The organism is Barnesiella sp. (assembly GCF_022723415.1).
Lineage (GTDB): Bacteria > Bacteroidota > Bacteroidia > Bacteroidales > Barnesiellaceae > Barnesiella > Barnesiella intestinihominis.
Map to the genome: position 1 here is coordinate 27368 of NZ_JAIJHU010000005.1, position 19430 is coordinate 46797.

18 protein-coding genes are annotated in these 19430 nt (G+C 46.1%); 4 read left to right on the forward strand and 14 right to left on the reverse strand.

Annotated elements, in window-relative coordinates:
- The first annotated feature begins 7 nt into the window (after positions 1-7).
- A complete protein-coding gene (locus QVD32_RS01935; RefSeq protein WP_021891570.1) occupies positions 8-2011 on the forward strand; it encodes an FAD-dependent oxidoreductase in 2004 nt (667 codons plus the stop codon).
- A 65-nt stretch (positions 2012-2076) separates the two neighbouring features.
- Here the strand turns inward: QVD32_RS01935 and QVD32_RS01940 are convergent, their stop codons facing one another.
- Positions 2077-3237 (reverse strand): DUF6359 domain-containing protein, encoded by a 1161-nt coding sequence (locus QVD32_RS01940; protein WP_021891569.1) that lies wholly within the window; start codon positions 3235-3237, stop codon positions 2077-2079.
- Between the two features lie 454 nt (positions 3238-3691).
- On the opposite strand from QVD32_RS01940, the gene QVD32_RS01945 reads away from it, so the two are divergent.
- Complete coding sequence (locus QVD32_RS01945; protein ID WP_118686966.1) at positions 3692-4144, forward strand: PepSY-like domain-containing protein; 453 nt, start codon at positions 3692-3694, stop codon at positions 4142-4144.
- Between the two features lie 5 nt (positions 4145-4149).
- Here the strand turns inward: QVD32_RS01945 and QVD32_RS01950 are convergent, their stop codons facing one another.
- The 10 genes from QVD32_RS01950 to QVD32_RS01995 form a co-directional block, all read right to left on the reverse strand.
- Positions 4150-4674 (reverse strand): dihydrofolate reductase, encoded by a 525-nt coding sequence (locus QVD32_RS01950; protein WP_195242001.1) that lies wholly within the window; start codon positions 4672-4674, stop codon positions 4150-4152.
- A gap of 2 nt (positions 4675-4676) precedes the next feature.
- A complete protein-coding gene (locus QVD32_RS01955) occupies positions 4677-5471 on the reverse strand; it encodes a thymidylate synthase (RefSeq protein ID WP_118686964.1) in 795 nt (264 codons plus the stop codon).
- Positions 5472-5486: 15 nt separating this feature from the next.
- Positions 5487-6656, reverse strand: coding sequence for a hypothetical protein (locus tag QVD32_RS01960; protein WP_118686963.1), 1170 nt, complete (start codon positions 6654-6656; stop codon positions 5487-5489).
- 10 nt (positions 6657-6666) lie between these two features.
- Positions 6667-7620: an N-acetylornithine carbamoyltransferase gene (locus QVD32_RS01965; protein ID WP_021891563.1), complete on the reverse strand. Its 954-nt coding sequence runs from the start codon at positions 7618-7620 to the stop codon at positions 6667-6669.
- A 6-nt stretch (positions 7621-7626) separates the two neighbouring features.
- Positions 7627-8880, reverse strand: coding sequence for a glutamate-5-semialdehyde dehydrogenase (locus tag QVD32_RS01970; RefSeq protein ID WP_118686962.1), 1254 nt, complete (start codon positions 8878-8880; stop codon positions 7627-7629).
- Between the two features lie 68 nt (positions 8881-8948).
- Complete coding sequence (gene proB, locus QVD32_RS01975; protein ID WP_021891561.1) at positions 8949-10031, reverse strand: glutamate 5-kinase; 1083 nt, start codon at positions 10029-10031, stop codon at positions 8949-8951.
- The gene (locus tag QVD32_RS01980) at positions 10028-10459 is read right to left on the reverse strand and encodes a DUF695 domain-containing protein (protein WP_046412134.1); all 432 of its coding nucleotides are present in this window, start codon (positions 10457-10459) and stop codon (positions 10028-10030) included. The genes proB and QVD32_RS01980 overlap by 4 nt, the downstream gene beginning before the upstream one ends.
- Positions 10460-10479: 20 nt before the next feature.
- Positions 10480-12135 carry an AMP-binding protein gene (locus tag QVD32_RS01985; protein WP_118686961.1) on the reverse strand — a complete coding sequence of 552 codons (1656 nt, stop codon included), beginning with the start codon at positions 12133-12135 and terminating at the stop codon, positions 10480-10482.
- Positions 12136-12206: 71 nt separating this feature from the next.
- The gene (locus QVD32_RS01990; RefSeq protein WP_118686960.1) at positions 12207-12758 is read right to left on the reverse strand and encodes a helix-turn-helix domain-containing protein; all 552 of its coding nucleotides are present in this window, start codon (positions 12756-12758) and stop codon (positions 12207-12209) included.
- A 177-nt stretch (positions 12759-12935) separates the two neighbouring features.
- Positions 12936-14363, reverse strand: a complete 1428-nt coding sequence (locus tag QVD32_RS01995; RefSeq protein ID WP_147401582.1) for a hypothetical protein — start codon at positions 14361-14363, stop codon at positions 12936-12938.
- A 275-nt stretch (positions 14364-14638) separates the two neighbouring features.
- Between QVD32_RS01995 and QVD32_RS02000 the strand changes: the two genes are divergently transcribed.
- Together QVD32_RS02000 and lpxB are read left to right on the forward strand one after the other, a co-directional pair.
- A complete protein-coding gene (locus QVD32_RS02000) occupies positions 14639-14959 on the forward strand; it encodes a heavy metal-binding domain-containing protein (RefSeq protein WP_118686958.1) in 321 nt (106 codons plus the stop codon).
- Positions 14960-14984: 25 nt separating this feature from the next.
- Positions 14985-16115, forward strand: a complete 1131-nt coding sequence (lpxB, locus tag QVD32_RS02005) for a lipid-A-disaccharide synthase (RefSeq protein ID WP_118686957.1) — start codon at positions 14985-14987, stop codon at positions 16113-16115.
- 92 nt (positions 16116-16207) lie between these two features.
- On the opposite strand, the gene QVD32_RS02010 is transcribed toward lpxB, so the two are convergent.
- From QVD32_RS02010 to QVD32_RS02020, 3 genes are read right to left on the reverse strand one after another with little or no spacing between them, the layout of a single operon-like run.
- Entirely contained in the window at positions 16208-17242 is a 1035-nt protein-coding gene (locus QVD32_RS02010; protein WP_021891555.1) for an ABC transporter ATP-binding protein, read from the reverse strand.
- Positions 17242-18291, reverse strand: coding sequence for an iron chelate uptake ABC transporter family permease subunit (locus tag QVD32_RS02015; protein ID WP_021891554.1), 1050 nt, complete (start codon positions 18289-18291; stop codon positions 17242-17244). Before QVD32_RS02015 ends, QVD32_RS02010 begins: the two co-directional genes overlap by 1 nt.
- Positions 18288-19418, reverse strand: a complete 1131-nt coding sequence (locus QVD32_RS02020) for an ABC transporter substrate-binding protein (protein ID WP_021891553.1) — start codon at positions 19416-19418, stop codon at positions 18288-18290. Before QVD32_RS02020 ends, QVD32_RS02015 begins: the two co-directional genes overlap by 4 nt.
- Positions 19419-19430: the final 12 nt, after the last annotated feature.

Consider the following 19430-nt stretch of genomic DNA (forward strand, 5'->3'; position numbering starts at 1 on the left):
TAGATATATGAAACGTTTAGGTCTGTGGGGGGCGATAATATCGCTGATGCTTTTGGTTAGTTGTAAGAAGAATACCGAGAGTGTAGATGTTTGTATATATGGAGGAACTTCGGCAGGTGTCATTGCCGCTTATACCGCTTCGATGGAAGGCAAGACGGTATTGCTGGTAGAACCCGGTAGACATTTGGGGGGTATGACATCGGGTGGACTTGGTTATACCGATATCGGCAATAAATTCGTGGTTACGGGGCTGGCCCGGGATTTCTATCGTAGGATAGGAAATCATTACGGAAAGTTCGAACAGTGGATATTCGAGCCATCGGTAGCCGAAAATATTTTTAAGGACTATGTCGAGCGGGGCAACGTCGAGGTGTTGTATTCTCATAGGCTGAACGAAGTGAAGAAAGACGGAGCACGAATATCGGAGATCGTTGTGGAAAACTCGGAAAATCCTTCGCCCAAGACGAATAAGCAGATACGAGCCAAAGTTTTTATCGATTGTTCGTATGAAGGAGATTTAATGGCTCATGCCGGGGTTTCCTATACTGTGGGACGAGAAGATAACTCGGTGTATGGAGAGACGTATAATGGTGTTCAGATGATGCGAGGCCATCAATTTTGGGATCCGATAGACCCGTATGTGGTTCCGGGAGATTCGACGAGCGGATTGATTTGGGGTGTCAGTCACGATGTATTGCAACCGATTGGAACAGGCGATAAAAAAATACAAGCCTATAATTTCAGAGTTTGTCTTACCGATGATCCTAATAATATGATACCTATCACCAGGCCAGATAACTACGATTCTACCCGGTATGAACTGGTTCTGCGATTGCATGCAGTCTCTCCGAGAAAGTCGGTATATGATTATTTTATTTGGAGTCGGATGCCCAATTCCAAAACCGATATAAACAATGGCGGCGGTATCTCTACCGATATGATAGGTATGAACTGGGATTATCCCGAAGCCGACTATGATCGTAGAGCCGAGATATGGAAAGCGCATGAGGACTATACGAAAGGGCTTTTCTATTTCTTGGGACATGATGAACGGGTTCCTGAATTTATGAGAATCGAGATGTTGAAATGGGGATATCCGAAAGACGAATATGTAGATAATCATCATTGGACTCACCAGCTTTATGTGAGGGAGGCACGGCGCATGATAGGAGATTTGGTGATGACCGAACATCATTGTGTAGGAAAAGAGGTAGTCGACGATGTTATCGGTTGGGCTGCGTATACGATGGATTCTCATAATTGCGATCGAATCGTTGTTCGTGGCGAGGTGAAAAACGAGGGTAATGTGGAGATTGGCGGTTTTCCTCCTTATCCAATTTCTTATCGGGCTATCACCCCGAAACGCAGAGAAGTTACTAATTTACTTGTTCCGGTATGCCTTTCGGCTTCGCATATTGCGTACGGGTCTATCCGCATGGAGCCTGTTTTTATGGTGTTGGCTCAGTCGGCGGCTGTGGCTGCCTGTTTGTCGATAGATAACGGAATTGATGTACAAGATGTGGATATAGCCCGATTGCAGGAAGTTTTGAAAACAGACCCTCTATCCGACGGAAGTGTCCCCGAAATCTTGGTGGATAACGATGATAAATCGTGTGTTGAGCTAAATGGGGTCTGGAACTTTAACTTCGATACTTACCGAGGATATGGATTGAATTTCTTGGTAGATGATTCTAAGGGTGATACTCTCAAAACAGTGAAATATATACCTGATGTTCAAGTAGTAGGAGAGTATGAGGTATATATGTTTTTCCCTCGATTAGAAAGTGCTGCAACTTATACCTCGGTTGGGGTCTACGATGGAAAGAACATGGAAGAAAAGCAAATCTATAAAGATGATGTGGAAGTCGTCGGTCAGACTGGTGGCGAGTGGGTATATGTGGGCAAGTACACTTTAGCGAAAGGCCGGGATGCCTATGTGGAAATATCGAATAAAGGAGCCGATAATGTGGTAGCGGCCGATGCCGTTTTGTTCCGACCGGTTAAGAAGTAAAATAGATTTCGGGAATAGAAATTGGTGTAAGAGGGCATATCGGTGTTGGGGTATGCTCTCTTATTTTATGGTACGATAATTTTCGTAGCGGTGTTTTTTATCGAGACTATATAGAATCCGGCAGGTAGGGCTATGTTGCCACTTCCGATTATATGTTCAGTCTTAACGAGTGTGCCATTTATCAGGTAGATGTCGATTTGTTCGGGCATTTTTGTGTCGAAACAAAGATGACCTTTCGAACTCCATATTCGTATATTTGTCGGAGACAACATGTTTTCAACGGACGACGTCGTATAATAGTCGCTGATGTGGATATTGTCAATGTCTATTCCAGTCGTCGAGTTCTCTGTTTTACCTATTTTTATTCGTAGTTCTCCCGGACGCATCACTTTGAATTGGTATTCGGTCAACTCTTTTTTGATTGGAATACTGGTTTGAATGGGTTCCCAAGTTTTTCCTTTGTCATTGGATATGTATACACCGAAAGAACCAGAACCTTTATCATCTTTGTATCGGGCAGCCCATAAGCGTATGTACCCGATTCCGTTGCTTTTATCTTCGAGCATGTAGATGTATCCGGGTTCGCCGGAGGTCGATTCGGTGAGGCGTAGGTGGGCTGCTGCATTATCCCATTTCATATCGTTGGAGCTGTCTCCGTATGTAGCGCCTACGAATTTCCATCGGCATGTTTCGGCACTGGCATAGATTCCTCCTCCATACATTAAAGTGCTATTGGGAGTATAGGCTTTTTTCGTTTCAAAAGTTTCATAAAAGTTCCAGTATTTCGTTTCGTCTGTGACATTTTCGCCGGGTGCTATCCAATCTGTGAGATTCTTAATTCCCGGCAGGGTGAAGTAATCGGTTAACGTTCCTTTTATGGTCAGTTGCTTGCGCCAATATTGTGGATTTTCATCTAAATTGTACGAATCGACATAGTCCTTGATTTGTACGGGCATCATCTTGCTTAAATCGATTTCATCGATTTCGTCGGCGATGAGGTAGGCCGAGGTTCCATCGAAGGGCGGTGCGATGTTGTAGAAGTGTTTATTGTTGGAGTAGTCTCTGTATTCTCCGACTATATATCCATTTATATAATAGGATTTCCGGTCATTCTTCTTGGCAAGAGCTTGCGATACGGTTAACGGGGAATCGGCCGAAAGTCCTGTTCCCGCTATCAGTGAAAAAACAAATGCCGATAGTGCGATGGATAATAATGCTTTTTTCATTGCAGTAAGGTTGGATTTTGATTACAAATGTACCTAAAATTTAAAGATACAACAATCATTTGAAGAAGATAGACCACTGCTTATTTCTTATGGAGTGTCTTGGATAGTATATGAGAGAAAGTATAGATGAAAAACGGAACAGTTTAAAATGAAAAAATTGATTGTCATCACGACAACCAATCTTTGTTAACCTTAATTCTAATACCATGAAAAACACATTGCAAATGTACGCATATAATTTTATATACAAACAAAATACCCAAGAAAAAACGATTATATTTAACATTATTTTTGTGATTTCCGATTTTTATAGCAATATGTTGGATTTGTATTACAAAAGTGTTACATTCTGATTCGCTTATTTTATATGTAACATGATTCTATTTAAATTTTGTAAGGAATCGACCCATTGGCAAACGATGTTGTTATAAGATAAAAATTAAAATGGGAGATTATGAAAACGTTTTTGTGGAGTTTTATTTTGTTCGCAGGGCTTGCCGGATTGAGTGCCTGTGATGAGGACGAACGGGTGGATTATCAATACTTGCCTGATTCTGTTCATCAATTTGTTAGTACTTATTTTTCCGATGTAAAGGTAGTTAAGGCCGAAAAGAAGAATGAAGAGCCCCGTTACAAAGTTTGGTTGAGTAATGGATTCGAATTGAAATTCTATAAGGACGGTGGGTGGCAAAAGGTAGATGGCAACTTGCAGGTGTTACCGTCGGCTTTACAAATAGATATTTTGCCGGGTAATTTGTTGACTTATGTCGCTACACAGTATCCTACTGCCGGAATTGTCGAAGCGGCTCGTTACGATTGGGGATATGAAGTGGAGTTGAACACGGCTCCTCTCGTAGAATTGGAATTCGACAATGACGGGAATGTGAGGCAGATCGACAGGGATTGACCCGGTTATTTGTCGGAAGATTCCCGGTTTTCTATCCGTCTTCTGGTATAGGTTACAAACGTATAAGGATAAGCGTGTTTTTCGTCGGCCGGCATTTCTTGCGAATTCGCGATTTTCCACTCCGACGGGTTTATGGTCGGGAAGAATGTGTCGGCGTCGTCGAATGTATGGTGAATGTGTGTGATATACAGCGTGTCGGCTATTTTGATGGTTTCGTTGTATAGTGTCGCTCCCCCCATAATGAAAATTTCATCTTCTGTCGTGTCTTGTATCGGTATTTCGTCAAGCGTATGGACGACAGTTACATTCGGCCACGATAATGACGTGTTATGTGTCAAGACGATATTCTTGCGGTTAGGTAAAGCGCCGTTGGGTAATGATTCGAAAGTTTTTCGTCCCATGACGACGGTATGTCCCGACGTGAGTGTTTTGAAATGTTTCAAGTCGTTGGGCAAGTGGCATAACAGTTGTTGGTCCCGGCCAATGGCTCCTTTTTCGGCAACGGCTGCGATTAATGCTATTTTACTCATACTTATACGGCTACTTTTCCTGCGATATGGGGGTGAGGGTTATAATCCGTCAATTCAAAGTCTTCGTATTTGAAATCGAAGATGCTTTTTACATCGGGGTTCAGTTTCATTTTAGGCAGGTCTCTCGGTTCGCGAGAAAGCTGTTCCCGCACTTGCTCGATATGGTTGTTGTAAATATGGGCATCTCCGAGTGTGTGGACGAAATCTCCGGCTTCGAGCCCGGTCACTTGTGCGACCATCATGAGTAATAGTGCATAAGAGGCGATATTGAAAGGCACTCCGAGAAAAATATCCGCACTGCGTTGATACAGTTGCAAACTGAGTTTACCATTTGCTACATAGAACTGGAAAAAAGCATGGCAAGGAGGTAAGTTCATTTGGGGTAGGTCTGCCACATTCCATGCGCTGACAATGATACGACGTGAGTCGGGATTGTTTTGTATGGTGTGGATAGCCTCTTTTATTTGGTCGATATGTCCGCCGTTATAATCGGGCCACGAACGCCATTGATACCCGTAGATATGTCCTAAGTCGCCATTCTCGTCGGCCCATTCGTTCCAAATGCGGACTCCGTTCTCTTGCAAATATTTCACGTTGGTGTCGCCTTTAAGAAACCACAACAGTTCATGGATAATCGATTTCAAGTGCAGTTTCTTCGTGGTGAGGAGTGGGAATCCGTCTTGCAGGTCGAAACGCATTTGATAACCGAAGACACTGTGAGTGCCTGTCCCTGTGCGATCTTCTTTAAGGATGCCGTGGTCGAGCACATGTTGTAAGAGGTCGAGATATTGTTTCATGTCGTAAATGTAGTTTTATTTGATTTGCAGTAATCTGCTGAATCCGAGGCAAGCGACCGAGAATCCCAGCTTACAGCCTCTCAGCATGCTACCGTTGTCATCGGGTGCTATTTTGAAGTTGTGGAATTGCTCCCGATTGATAAATAGCTTTGTACGAATCGATGCGGTAAATATTTCACGATGACCGCGCCAGAATGAAGGGACTAGGGATATTGTCGTGGAGAAGCGATAGTCGAAACATATTCCGGCCGTCCAATTAAAATTCGTGTAGGACAATGTCGTTCTTTCGTTTCTCCCTTCTTGAATTTTTGCTTGATCGGAGTATCCCGACCATATACATCCGGCATAAGGCATAAGGGCGAAATACTTGGTGGAGACAAGCTGTTGTCCTATACCTAAGGATATAGAAGTATAGGTGTTATGTCCGTTTCGAAGCCATGTATCCGTGATTTGTCCGTTGGAAACTGTAATTTCCTGACGGGTACGGGCTGTTCCGGCAGAAAAGTCGCAGAGCAGATGCGTATTGGCATAAGCTAAATCGAATCCGACATTGATTTGCCAAGCAGGGGCCCAATAGTCGGCGATGTTCCCGACCGGGAAAGAGGCGCCGGTTCCTAAATAGAACCCGTATCCGAATCGCCGCGGAGAGATTCGAGGAATGGACGGAGCCGGGTTTTCGATCAGTTCTTTGGTTACGTAGAACTCCCATTCTTGCAGCTTTATCTCGTTCTGTCCGTTTTCGGTTTCTTGTTCTGCTTTTTTGCTTTGTTCTGTGTATAGGTCCATGTATTGCCGGGTGCGATTATCGGCGGCAATACCCACCACTCCGAGATTTAATTCGGTTTGTAATCTTCGCCGATACATTTCAAGCAAATCGTATTTCAGCTGGAACAATCGCAGTAAGTTCTCGTTTTGTATTTGCCGGTCGGCGAAAGAATGACGTTTGTCGAAACAGGCTTGCGCTTCGGGACGGATCGTGCGGGTATTGCCATCTCGTTTTTCTGTTTTTTCAATTCTCAGAAAAGCGTTAAAAGTCGAGGGTACTCCTTTGAGACTGAGAGTATCTTGGAAATCGTCCCATGTCAATTTCCCTTCGTCCCAGTACTTATAGTCGATAATATCTTCTGCCCGGGTATATTCGACGAATGAGAAACATATCAGAAAGAAAGTCAAAAGCCGTTTCATAAGTATAGAATTAGAGGGATTCAAGAATACGTTTCAGTACGACTTGTGCCGAGATTTCCCGATTGGCGGCTTCGGGGATTACCAATGATTGCGGACTTTCGATAACATCGTCCGAAACAATCATGTTGCGACGTACCGGAAGACAGTGCATGAAAAAAGCGTTATTGGTCAAAGCCATTTTTTCGCTATCTACCGTCCATGCCCGGTCTGTGCTGATGACTTGTCCGTAATGTGGGTCGGCATAGGCTGCCCAGTTCTTAGCGTAGATGAAGTCTGCCCCCTCGAAAGCTCTTCGCTGGTCATATTCCACATGGGCATTGCCTACGAACTGAGGGGCTAATTCATACCCCTCTGGGTGGGTAATGACAAATTCGTAATCGGTTTGGTTAATCCATTCGGCAAAAGAATTAGGTACGGCCTGAGGTAGAGCCTTCGGGTGAGGGGCCCATGTGAGGACTACTTTGGGGCGTTCTGTTTTTTTATGTTCTTCGATGGTGATGAGGTCGGCGAAACTTTGCAATGGATGCCGTGTAGCTGCTTCCATGCTGAATACCGGTCGGCCTGAATATCGAATGAACTGATTGAGAATTTTTTCTTCATAGTCGTCGCTTTTGCTTTCGAACCGGGCGAAAGAACGCACGCCTATCACGTCGCAGTAACACCCCATGACCGGTATAGCTTCGAGTAAATGCTCCGGTTTATCCCCGTCCATGACTACACCTCGTTCGGTCTCTAATTTCCAAGCTCCTTGATTGACGTCTAAAACTATGACATTCATGCCCAAATTCATAGCTGCCTTTTGTGTACTTAGGCGAGTACGGAGGCTGGAATTGAAGAAAATCATCATCAAGGTTTTATTCTGCCCCAAGTGTTTGTAGGCAAACCGATTGGATTTTACTTCGAGAGCTTCTTTAACAGCAGCGTTTAAATCTCCGAGGTCGTGTACGTTAGTGAAATGTCTCATAATGTTTTATTGACGGGTTTGTCCGTTACCGGAAATAATATATTTATAAGTCGTTAGCTCGGGTAGAGCCATAGGACCTCTTGCATGCAGTTTCTGTGTGCTGATACCTATTTCTGCCCCGAATCCGAATTGTCCTCCGTCGGTGAATGCGGTAGACACGTTGGTGTATACGCATGCGGCATCGACTTCGTGAGCGAAGCGTTGTTTGTGAGATTCGTTTTCGGTGATTATACTTTCGCTGTGTTTCGAGGAATAGCGGGCTATGTGAGCCAAAGCCTCTTCAAAGGAGTCGACGGTTTTGATGGCCATCTTATAATCCAGAAATTCCGTCCCGAAACTATCGTCGGTCGCTGGCTGCAAGAGGGATTCCGGATATTTCCCCGCAAGTGCGCCATAGGCTTTCGGGTCGGCGTATATGATTACGTTTTTTTCAGACAACGGCTTACAGAGGTTTGCAAGGTCGGATAATCTTTCCTTGTGAATAATCAGACAATCGAGTGCATTGCATACGCTCACCCGACGGGTTTTGGCATTGAACACGATATTGCGGCCTTTTTCCAAATCTCCGTCACTGTCGAAATAGGTGTGGCATATCCCGGCGCCAGTTTCGATAACCGGTACAAGCGCATGTTCGCGTACATAATTTATCAATCGACCGCTGCCTCTTGGAATGATAAGGTCGACTTGTCCCACGGCGGTTAATAACTTGTCGGTAAAGCTGTGACCGTTAGGTAGTAAAGTCACTGTGTTAGAGTCTATTCCGTAACTTATCAACACCTTGTTGATAATGTTGATAATAGCGTTGTTGGAATATTGGGCATCACTACCTCCCTTCAAAATACAGACATTCCCCGATTTCAAGCAAAGAGAAAAAACGTCGAAGGTTACATTGGGACGGGCTTCGTAGATAATGCCGATGACTCCGAACGGTACAGATACTTTTTCGATGCGCATGCCGTTGGGCCTGTCGAATGAAGCCAATATTCTGCCCAATGGAGAGGGAAGCCCTGCTACCTTTCTCATATCGGAGGTTATTCCTAAAATTCGCTCCCGCGAGAGCATTAACCGGTCGTATTTGGGGTCTGTCTTCGGCATAAGAGCCAAGTCCCGACAGTTTTCCTGCAAGATGTAATCGACTTCTTTCTCGGCTTCGTAGGCAACGGCAAGAAGTATTTTATCGATAGTCTCGGTATCGACGAGATTCAATTTGCGGGCAGCGACTCGTGCGTTTTCGAAAATATGTGATACATCGGCGGTCATAGCTCATAATGTGTGTAAAGCAAAAGTAATCTTTTTTTTCGAGTATAGTTGTATCGGAATCGTTAAAGTTAGTCGAGATAGAGATAATCGTAGTGGACGAAAGGTTTCGCACCCTGATGTCCGATAAATTCTCGGGCTGTTTCGCTGTCGAACGCAATGCGGCCTACTCCTATGGAATTTCCATCGGGATCGATGATGCGGACAATGTCGTCCTTTTCGAAGTCTCCTTCGATACGGGTGACTCCGACCGGCAATATACTGACGGCTTGTTGCGAGTGTATCGCTTTCACGGCTCCGGCATTGATATGTAATTCTCCTTTGGCGAATCCCTCGGAGTGGGCGATCCAACGTTTAATGCTCGATATGGGGTTGGCAGAGGGAATGAATCGCGTGCAAATCGCCGAGCTGTTTTCCCGTAAAAGATCGGGCAAGATATTTTCTTTCTTGCCGTTGGCGATGATGACTTCTATACCTTCGTCTGCCACCTTACGGGCGATGTTGCATTTGGTAAGCATACCGCCCCGCCCGAAAGAGGATTTCCCCGACTGTATGTATTGCGACAGTTCTTGACCGGGGTGAATTTCCGGTATGACTTTACTGTCCGCTTGTCCCGGAGCCCCGTTGTAAATACCGTCGATATTGCTGAGAATGACGAGGGTTTCGGAGTCCATCATGGCAGAGATGAGTCCCGACAGTTCGTCGTTGTCGGTGAACATCAACTCGGTAACCGAGATCGTGTCGTTCTCGTTGACGATAGGGATAACCTTATTTTCAAGCATAACCTCCATACATTGTTTTTGTGTGAGGTACTGTCGCCGGGTCGAAAAATTTTCTTTGGTCGTGAGCACTTGTCCGCAAGCTATATTGTGTTCCCTGAATAGCTCGTAATAACGATTGATGAGTTTGGCTTGCCCCACAGCCGAGAATAATTGTCTGGCAGAAACTGCGTCGAGCTTGCGGTGTATCTTCAATTCGCTGCGGCCCGATGCCACAGCTCCCGACGATATGACAATAATTTCGACTCCGGCTTTGTGTAGCTCGGCGATTTGGTCGGTGAGAGCCGACATGCGGGTGATGTCTAGCGTACCGTCTGGACGAGCAAGAACGTTACTCCCTATTTTTACGGTAATACGTTTACGTTTGTAACTCATGGCTGCATGGCGAATTGTTGAATCGTTTCGATGTAGTTGTTCCATTCGGGGTCGCTTTCCGCTCCAATTTTTATCGGCAGCGGCGGGTATTCGCTGAAAGTCTCGTTCAAGACGATGGAGAATTTTTCGGCTGAGATTCCGTAATATTCATAGCGGGCGGTTTTTCCTCCTATATGAATGGCGGTTAGTATTGCGATTTCTTTCTCTTCCAATATATCGCGCAGTTTCTCGTTGAGGCTATCGAGCGCTTGCGTCTCTTTTTCGGTGGGCATGCCTTTTTCATCGCCCTGATATTCCCATACGAGAGCAATACGTGTGGCGAATTTTCCCGATTGCCTGATGGCATCGAGAAATAGTCTCCCTCGTATGATTAAAGACTTGTTTTCAAATTCTGTTTCGGCGACGAACCAATCGTTACTGATTTGCATGGGACGATCGTTTTACGTTATTAGACTTTGTCTTTGTCTCGTATTTCTACTCGGCGTATTTTCCCGCTGATGGTTTTGGGCAACTCTTCGACGAACTCGATAACCCGAGGATATTTATAGGGAGCCGTGACTTTTTTCACATGGTCTTGTATCTCTTTGACAAGAGCTTCTCCCGCTTTGTCTTTGTATGCGGCCGATAGTACGATAGTAGCTTTGACAACTTGTCCTCTGATTTCATCGGGGACTCCGGTCACGGCACACTCCACTACGGCGGGGTGGGTCATTAGAGCGCTTTCCACTTCGAATGGACCGATACGGTAGCCCGACGATTTGATGACATCGTCGGCACGACCCACGAACCAGAAGTATCCGTCCTCGTCGCGCCAAGCTACATCGCCTGTATAGTAAATACCGTCATGGTAGGCTTCATACGTTTTTTGAGGGTCACGGTAATATTCCTTGAACAGTCCCAAAGGTTTCCCGTGATCGGTGCGGATAACGATTTGTCCCTGTTCACCATCTTCGGCTGAGCGTCCGTCGGCTGTGAGCAGGTCTATGTCGTATTGCGGGTTGCGTATTCCCATCGATCCCGGTTTGGGTTCCACCCACGGATAGGTGGCGATAGTGAGAGTCGTCTCGGTCTGTCCGAAACCTTCCATCAGTTTTATACCCGTGAGCCGTAGCCATTCTTCGTATACTTTGGGGTTAAGAGCTTCACCGGCTATGGTACAATATTTTAGAGAAGAAATATCGTATTTGGTGAGGTCTTCCCGAATGAGAAACCTGAATACGGTGGGAGGAGCGCAAAACGAAGTGATGTGAAAGTTATGTATCATTTCGAGTACGTCGGCCGGTTTGAATTTTTCGAAGTCATAGACAAACACGTTCGCCCCGGCAAACCATTGCCCGTATAGTTTTCCCCATACGGCTTTTCCCCAACCCGTGTCGGCCAGAGTCAAATGCAGGCTGTCTTCGTGCAGGTTGTGCCAAAAGGAGCCGGTGATGATGTGCCCTAACGGGTAAGTGAAATCATGGGCGACCATTTTGGGCTCGCCGGTGGTTCCCGATGTGAAATAGAGCAGTGAAATATCGTCATTCGTGTTGACCGATTCGGGACGGACGAAAGGAGCAGCCGATTCTATTCCTTTATGGAAGTCGTCCCACCCTTCTGGAATGATGGGCCCGATGGAGACACAACGTTGTAATGAAGGCGAGGACGGTCGGGCCCGGTTGATGTGCTCGACTACAATCCCGTCGCCGCAGGATACAATCATTTTTATGTCGGCGGCATTGCATCGGTACACTATGTCTTTCTCGGTCAGCAGGTGAGTGGCGGGAATACATACGGCTCCCAGTTTGTGAAGAGCGATAATAGAAAACCAAAATTCGTATCTTCGTTTCAAAATGAGCATGACCATATCGCCGTGCCCTATTCCTAATGATTGGAAGTAAGATGCAGTTTTGTCGCTTTCTCGTTTAATATCGGCAAATGTAAAATCTATTCTTTTTCCTTGATCGTTGGTCCAAAGCAGAGCTTTTTTTTCGGGAGCTATACGTGCCCATTCATCTATGACATCGTATCCGAAATTAAAACAATCGGGAACTTTTACCTTAAAATTTTTCATGAAGTCTTCCTGTGAAGAGAAAGACGTTTTATCTAAAAAGCGTTCTAACATAATGACTATGTGGGAATATTCCCTCTTTTTACTTGATGTTTGTGAAATACCTATTGTTACGGAAAGATCATTTAAAATATGATCGCCAGAAATTTAACTTGTCGGTCTATCGCTTTCATACCGTGTGGACGGGTAGAGTCGAATATAATGCTGTCGCCTTCGTTCAGCACTAATTCTTTTTCTCCGATACGTAGATGCATGCTCCCTTCGAGAACAAGGTTAAATTCTTGTCCGGGGTGGGTGTTGAGCGTGAATGGCGCTTCGGGAGCCGATGGCTCGACCGTGACCATGAAAGGGTCGGCTTTGCGGTTGGCGAATCCGGCGGCCAACGATTGATATTTATAGGCTTTTGTACGCTCTACGGCGACACCTTTGTCTTTTCGGGTAAGGAAATAAGAGTTCATTCGGGGTTCGTATCCGAACATCAATGCCGGCAATTCTACGCCGTAGTGCTTGGCTATCTGGTGCAGAAAACTGACCGGAATGTCTTTTTCGCCCGACTCGTAACCTAAATAGGTTTCCAAATTGATGTTGCAGGTCGATGCAATATCTTCGGGTCGAAGGTCTAAGGCATCTCTAAGGCCAACGAGCCGTTCCGCTATTTGTCGTATCTCTTCGCTCATGATTGCAAATATTTAGAAAGAGGTTTTAATATCTCTTACAAAAATAGAAAAATGAGAGAGAAAAAAGAAATTTGTTATACAAATAGGGTGAGTAATTGAACTTTGTAACTTTTATTAAGAGAGGAGGAAGACCGAAAAGGGTGCTATTTGCGCATTTTTGAATGTTATGTGCATTCTCTATTCTTCGGGAATTTCTTGTGGTATGTATTGATAAGCTCCGATATCCACGCTCGTGGAACGAAGGTTCCCATACATATCTTTATCCAATGGGAAGATCGCAAAATCGGGGTTTCCTTTCCCGATAGCATCGGATTTATCCGACCCGATTCGATAATCGTAGTAGTAATGTTCTTCGCCAGTGGCTTTGAAAAACGGTTGTCCGTTCCATACGGTATTGATGAAATTGTCATCGTCTTCTCCGTTGGAACGGAGGAGGCAGGAACGGAAATATACATGGCTGCCGGTGAGGTCGATCGAGGGAATTTCCGATGTATTACCGTATAGTATGCTGTTGTTGAATCGGGCTCGCAGAAGGGCGGGACCTCCCGAAATCGTATCGGCCGGGGCACAATAGCTCATGTTTACGATGGGCGAGGTGATAATGTCGTAGAAATAGTAGTTGACGATCGTGCAGTGGGTGAAATCGGCTATTCCTCCTGTCAGCGAGAGTATGGCTCCTCCGGCATCGGAAAGCTCGCTGTTCCAACAATTTAGTCGGCTGTATGCCGATGTGATGAGGTTACCCGACGAGTTGCGTATGCGGGAATTCGCTATTTCGAGACGAGGCTCTTCCGAAGCGCACGAATCCAATACGATACCCGAAGTCATTCCTCGTACATAAGCGTACGATATTTTATTTCCGAAACTTTCGGGATAAAAACGGATACCGCCCCATTGCCCGCCGAGATTGTCGTAAGGCAAGTCTGCAAAGAGCCGGTCGAGTCGATCGCCTCGTATTTGAACGGGGGCTTCCATCGACCCCTCGACTTGTAATTTCCCTTGTACCAACAGCGAAGCTCTATGGTGGAAATGCAGTCTTGCACCGGGTTCTATTTGTAATGTCGTTCCCGGAGCCACGACTAAACTGTCGTAGATGAGGTATGGCCGTTCATCGGTCAGATGGGTATCGGTCGTGAAGGTTTCCCCTCTTTTGATGATAACGTCCTGTCCGTAGGCAGTCAGCTTTACGTCTTGTTGGACGCCGTTGGTTACAAAGACGATCGAATCGACGATGAAAATGGGATTGTCCTGATTGGTAGGATCGATATTGGCTTCTACAAATACATATAGGCTGTCTTTCCCTCGGATTTCGACATTGGTGAAATTATCGCCCGACATACCGTCCACATTGATATGAAAGCCCGAATGTTCGGCATCGGCAAGTTTGATGGAAGAGATGTTCAACGATTTCTTGTTCCGGTTGTAAATGCGGAATGAACGAGTTGATGTACCTATCGTGGTGAATACGGTATCGAAAGCAACCGTATCGGTGGAGAATGCGAGTACATGCGACGGATTTGTGGTGAAATCGTCATCGATGCAGCTCGTCAGGCATGTACCTGTCAAGATACTCAGTAAAATTAAAGCAAAAGTTGTCGCTTTCATTGTATTATAAAAACGATATCGGTGCATCTTTATTGCGGAAGGCTGACGATTTTCTTTCGGGAGAGTGGCGTTTTGATTTTGTAATTGCAATATAGAATGTAACTCGATAAAAAAGAACAAGTATGTTTGTACTACTTGCTCCTTTCACTATCTTTGTAAGTACGAAGATAAGCTGCGGTTCGGGATAGGCAAGTCGGAAATGTGATTTCTTTTTGCCTCTGCTCTCACCTTTTGCTATATTTGTAATCGGATAAATAACGAATAAATCGATGGCTATGTTAATGACTACGACTCCTTCGGTAGAAGGGAAACAGATTGTAAGATATTTGGGAGTTGTGACAGGTGAGACTATTATCGGGGCGAATGTGTTCCGTGATTTTCTTGCAGGGGTAAGAGATTTTTTCGGAGGCCGTTCCGCTTCTTACGAAGCGGTTTTGAGAGAGGCCAAAGATACGGCTCTTGAAGAAATGGCTCGACAGGCCGAAGCATTGGGCGCAAATGCCGTGGTGGGTATCGATTTGGACTATGAGACTGTCGGCGGATCGGGTAGTATGTTGATGGTTACGTGTAGCGGGACAGCTGTCAGGGTCGAATGACGTGACCAATTATTCCTAATCGGGTATGAAATATTATCTTATCGCCGGGGAGGCTTCGGGCGATTTACATGCCTCCAATTTGATGAGAGCTTTGCAACAGGAAGATGCGAACGCTGAATTTCGTTTTTTCGGCGGTGACTTGATGGCTTCTTGTGGCGGTACGCTGGTAAAGCATTATCGGGATATGGCTTATATGGGATTTATTCCGGTGTTGATGAATCTCGATAAAGTTTTGGCGAACATGCGTTTGTGTAAACAGGATATTGCCGTATTTCGTCCCGATGTGGTTATATTGATAGATTATCCGGGTTTCAATCTGAAAATAGCCAAATATGTGAAACGTCGTTTGGGTATTCCGGTTTATTATTATATTTCTCCTAAGATTTGGGCTTGGAAGGAATGGAGGGTAAAGAGTATCCGTCGGTATGTAGACCGACTTTATTCCATTCTTCCGTTCGAGGTTTCGTTTTATGCCAAGCATGATTATACGGTGGAGTATGTAGGAAATCCTACGGTCGATGAATTGGCTGTGCGGCCTTATGCCGATGAGAGTTTCGAGGATTTTACGGCGGAGTGCGGCTTGGGAAAAAAGCCCATAATAGCTCTGCTGGCGGGTAGCCGGGTAGCCGAGATTGATCATAATCTGCCTTTAATGATAGAGGCCGCAAAAACGTTCCACGACTATCAGTTGGTTATCGCAGGGGCTCCCGGTATTTCTCCCGACCAATATGCTCCTTATTTGCAGGACCGTTCGGTAAAAGTTGTTTGGGGCAAAACTTATCGTTTGCTTCAACAGAGTCGGGTGGCATTGGTCACATCGGGAACCGCTACGCTCGAAACCGCTTTGTTGCGAGTGCCTCAGGTGGTATGCTATCGACTGGGAGGAGGCAAGTTGTTTTATAAAACATTCGAGAAAATCTTGAAAGTACCGTATGTTTCGTTGGTTAATTTGATAGCCGATAGTCCTGTCGTATGCGAGTTATTGGGCTATCGGGCGACTCCTGAGAATCTTCGTCGAGAGTTAACTTCGTTGTTCGAAGAGACTACCCGAAAGAAAATGTTGGCGGGATATGATCTTGTTGCCGAGCGATTGGGTGCTCCCGGCGCTCCAAAGAATGCCGCCCGGTCTATGGTTGCCGTTTTACGAACAAGGTGACATGTTATTACAGTGTGTAGAGGAGGAGTTTGAGACCCTTTTCCGTGCTATTTTTCGGGTATGGTTGATAGTGCTCAACCTTCGGAATCCATTCAACCCTTTTGAGTCGGTGTTTTAAGGTATGCAATGAAGGCGGCGAAAGAGGTAAATCGCACTTCGTTCGTTGCGGTGTGTAACGACAGCGAGTCGTTTCTTTCGACGGTGAGGCGGGGAAGCGATGCATCGGCTTCGCAAGGTGATATGCGGCAACCGTAATTGTTACGATTCAGAGCATTGACTGTCCAATGGAGAAGCGTTTCGTCCGTCGCATCTACGACAATTTCTTTTTCCCATTGAACCGAAGGGTAGTAACTGCCATGCGCCCGGTCGAAACAAATTTCCTTACGGTCGAACAAGGTATCGAGTTCTCCGTTCAAAATGAGGTCCTCGGTTATTCCGCTACGCATTCCGTGCCCCTTCCGTAAAAGCCATAGGCAATCGGCGAGCACCAGCGCTTGTTCTATGTCGTGAGTCGACAGTAGTATCGCTTTGTTTTGGGCCGTGGCGATGTGGTGTAACAGAGTCATGATTTCTATGCGGCTCACCACGTCGAGGAAAGCGGTTGGTTCGTCTAGTATAACCAGAGGGCACTCTTGCGCTAATACTTTTGCGATCATAGCTTTCTGCTTTTCTCCATCGGAGAGTTGCGCCATATAGGAGTGCGCTTTGTGTGAGATGCCCACGGCTTCGATAGCTTCGTCCACTACTTGCCGATCCTGTCGGTCGAGTTTCCCGAAAAATCCCGTATGCGGTTGCCGCCCGAGGGCGACCAGCTCATATACGGTCAATCCTCCGGTTTGTGTCTTGTCGGTCAGTACAACCCCGATTTGGCGGGAAATTTCCCGCTCTGACATGACAGACAACTCGTTTCCGTTCAACAGGATTTTTCCCGATAACGAAGGTTGGGACGCTGATAAGGTGCGTAGCAGAGTCGATTTGCCCGAACCGTTTGCGCCTAACAGGCAGGTGAGCTCGCCCTTGCGTAGGGAGAACGACAGATCGCCGTGAACTTGCTTGACGTGTCCGTGCCCCGTTTTATATCCGATGCAGAGCTGCTGTGCCGATAATATGTTTGTCTGTTCCTCCATCAGTTGAAATATTGGATTTTTCGTTGGTTGATGATGACATAAATAATCACCGGCGCACCTAAGACCGGAGTGATGGCATTGATGGGCAGGATGCCCGATTCTCCCGGAAGGATACAGATGAGATTGCACAGCAATGCGGTTACGGCTCCACACAGCAAGGCCATCGGCAACAGGGTATTGTGGTTCGATGTCCCCAATAACAGTCGGGCGATATGAGGAACGGCAAGACCGATAAACGAAATGGGGCCGCAGAATGCCGTGGTCGATGCCGTGAGCAGACCGGTGACGATGAGCAGCAGATTGCGGGTGAGTTTAATGTTTACTCCCAGATTGGCAGCATAACGGTCACCGAGCAGCAAGGCATTGAGTGGTTTTATCAGAAGTATTGCGATGATAAGTCCGACAGATACGAAAAGTGCGAAATAGGGCAGCTGCTCGCCGGTGACTCCGCTGAAATTTCCCATACCCCAAATCGTATAGGAGTGTACCCCTTCGGCTGTTGCGAAATAGTTGAGTAGAGAGATAACCGACGAAGTAATATAGCCTACCATTATACCGACAATGAGGAGCATGATGTTGTTCTTGACAATGGTCGAGAAAAAGAGTATCGTACCTAATACAGTGACTGAACCGAGAAAAGCTCCGGCAATGATGGCGGTGAATCCGGTGAGGGTGGTTGCCTCGGACACGCCGAGTGTCCCTCCCCAAAATAACATGACCAAAGCCACTCCTAAACTGGCTCCCGTATCGATTCCTAATATCGAAGGTCCGGCGAGCGGGTTGTTGAATGCCGTTTGAAGAAGCAGCCCGGCAATTGCCAATGCGGCTCCCGACAGGAGTGCCGCCGCCATTTGCGGTAATCGGGATTCCAGCACGATGAATTTCCAGACCTCCTTTTCAGGTTCTTTCCCGCACAGGATATCCCATACGGCCGAAGCCGGTATTTGTACCGACCCGAACCATAAATTGGCGGCACATAATGCCAAAAGTAACAGGACGAGAACGACTATTAGCCGTTGTTCATGTTGCTTGTTCGGTTTGTCGTTCATTCGGATAACGGTTGATAGTAGCGGAATCGATAGTCGGGGAACAGGCCGGGGTGGAACAATGCAGCGAGTTCCTGTAACAACAGGTCGGGACGAAACGGAGTCTCTTCGTAGTAGTTGCATCGGGACGAGTCACAACCGTATATCTTTTTCTCCCGGAAGGCTTTGAACCTTGCATAGGGTGCATATTCCTTTTGCAGAGTCCGATAGGAAAGCTCCGACACGTGGAACGATTTAATAAGCCAAATGTCGGCTTCTCCTGCTCGGTTGAATACCGTTTCGAAAGAGAGCGGAATAGACCCTGTTTCTGTATTGTCGCTCCACGGGTAAGCGGCTCCGGCATCCTTGAAAAAACGGGCCATATAGCTTTTTCCGCCGGGCATATACCATGCCGAACCGCTTTTTAATTCGCTGATGACAACGGGAGCAGAAGAAAGTACACCTATTTTATCTCTCAATTCGGTATAGTTTTTTTCGACTTCCGTAAAAATGGAATCGGCTTCGACCTCTTTACCGTATAACAGACCGAAGAATTTTATCCATTCTGCCCGGCCCAGAGGTGAAGTTTCCAAATAATCGGCGCATTCTATAATGGGTATTCCCATTTTCCCGATACGTCCGTATCCGGCGTTTTCGAAAGGAGATAATAAGATGGCATCCGGATTCAACGACATTACTCGTTCGATGTCGGGCGACATGGAATTTCCGGCATCGGTCAGTTTTCCGTTTTCCGCACGAGAGAGCAAAGCGGGCGTTTTGATATAGGAGAGGTCGCAGACTCCTCCTATTTGCGATAATGCGTCTAATTGCTCCAACAGGCTGCAATGTACCGAGGCATAGACTAATGTATTGGACAACGGAGTCCTTACGACGGTTCCTTGCGGTAGATTCGATGGAACGTTTTGTGTCTTGGGAACGAGGATATATCGGTGCAGCAACCGGGCGCTGTCCCACGGGTTGCTTATTTTTACATCGGTGTAGTCGTCATGACAGGTAATAGAGAGTAGTTCGGCATACTCGATGATAGAATCGTTTTCGAGTTGTTCGTCGCTTTCTTGGGATTTCGGGTTACATTGTACCGAAAGGAGTACGAGCGCCGAAAGAACGAATGTATAAAATATCTTATTCATAACAGTCGGTTG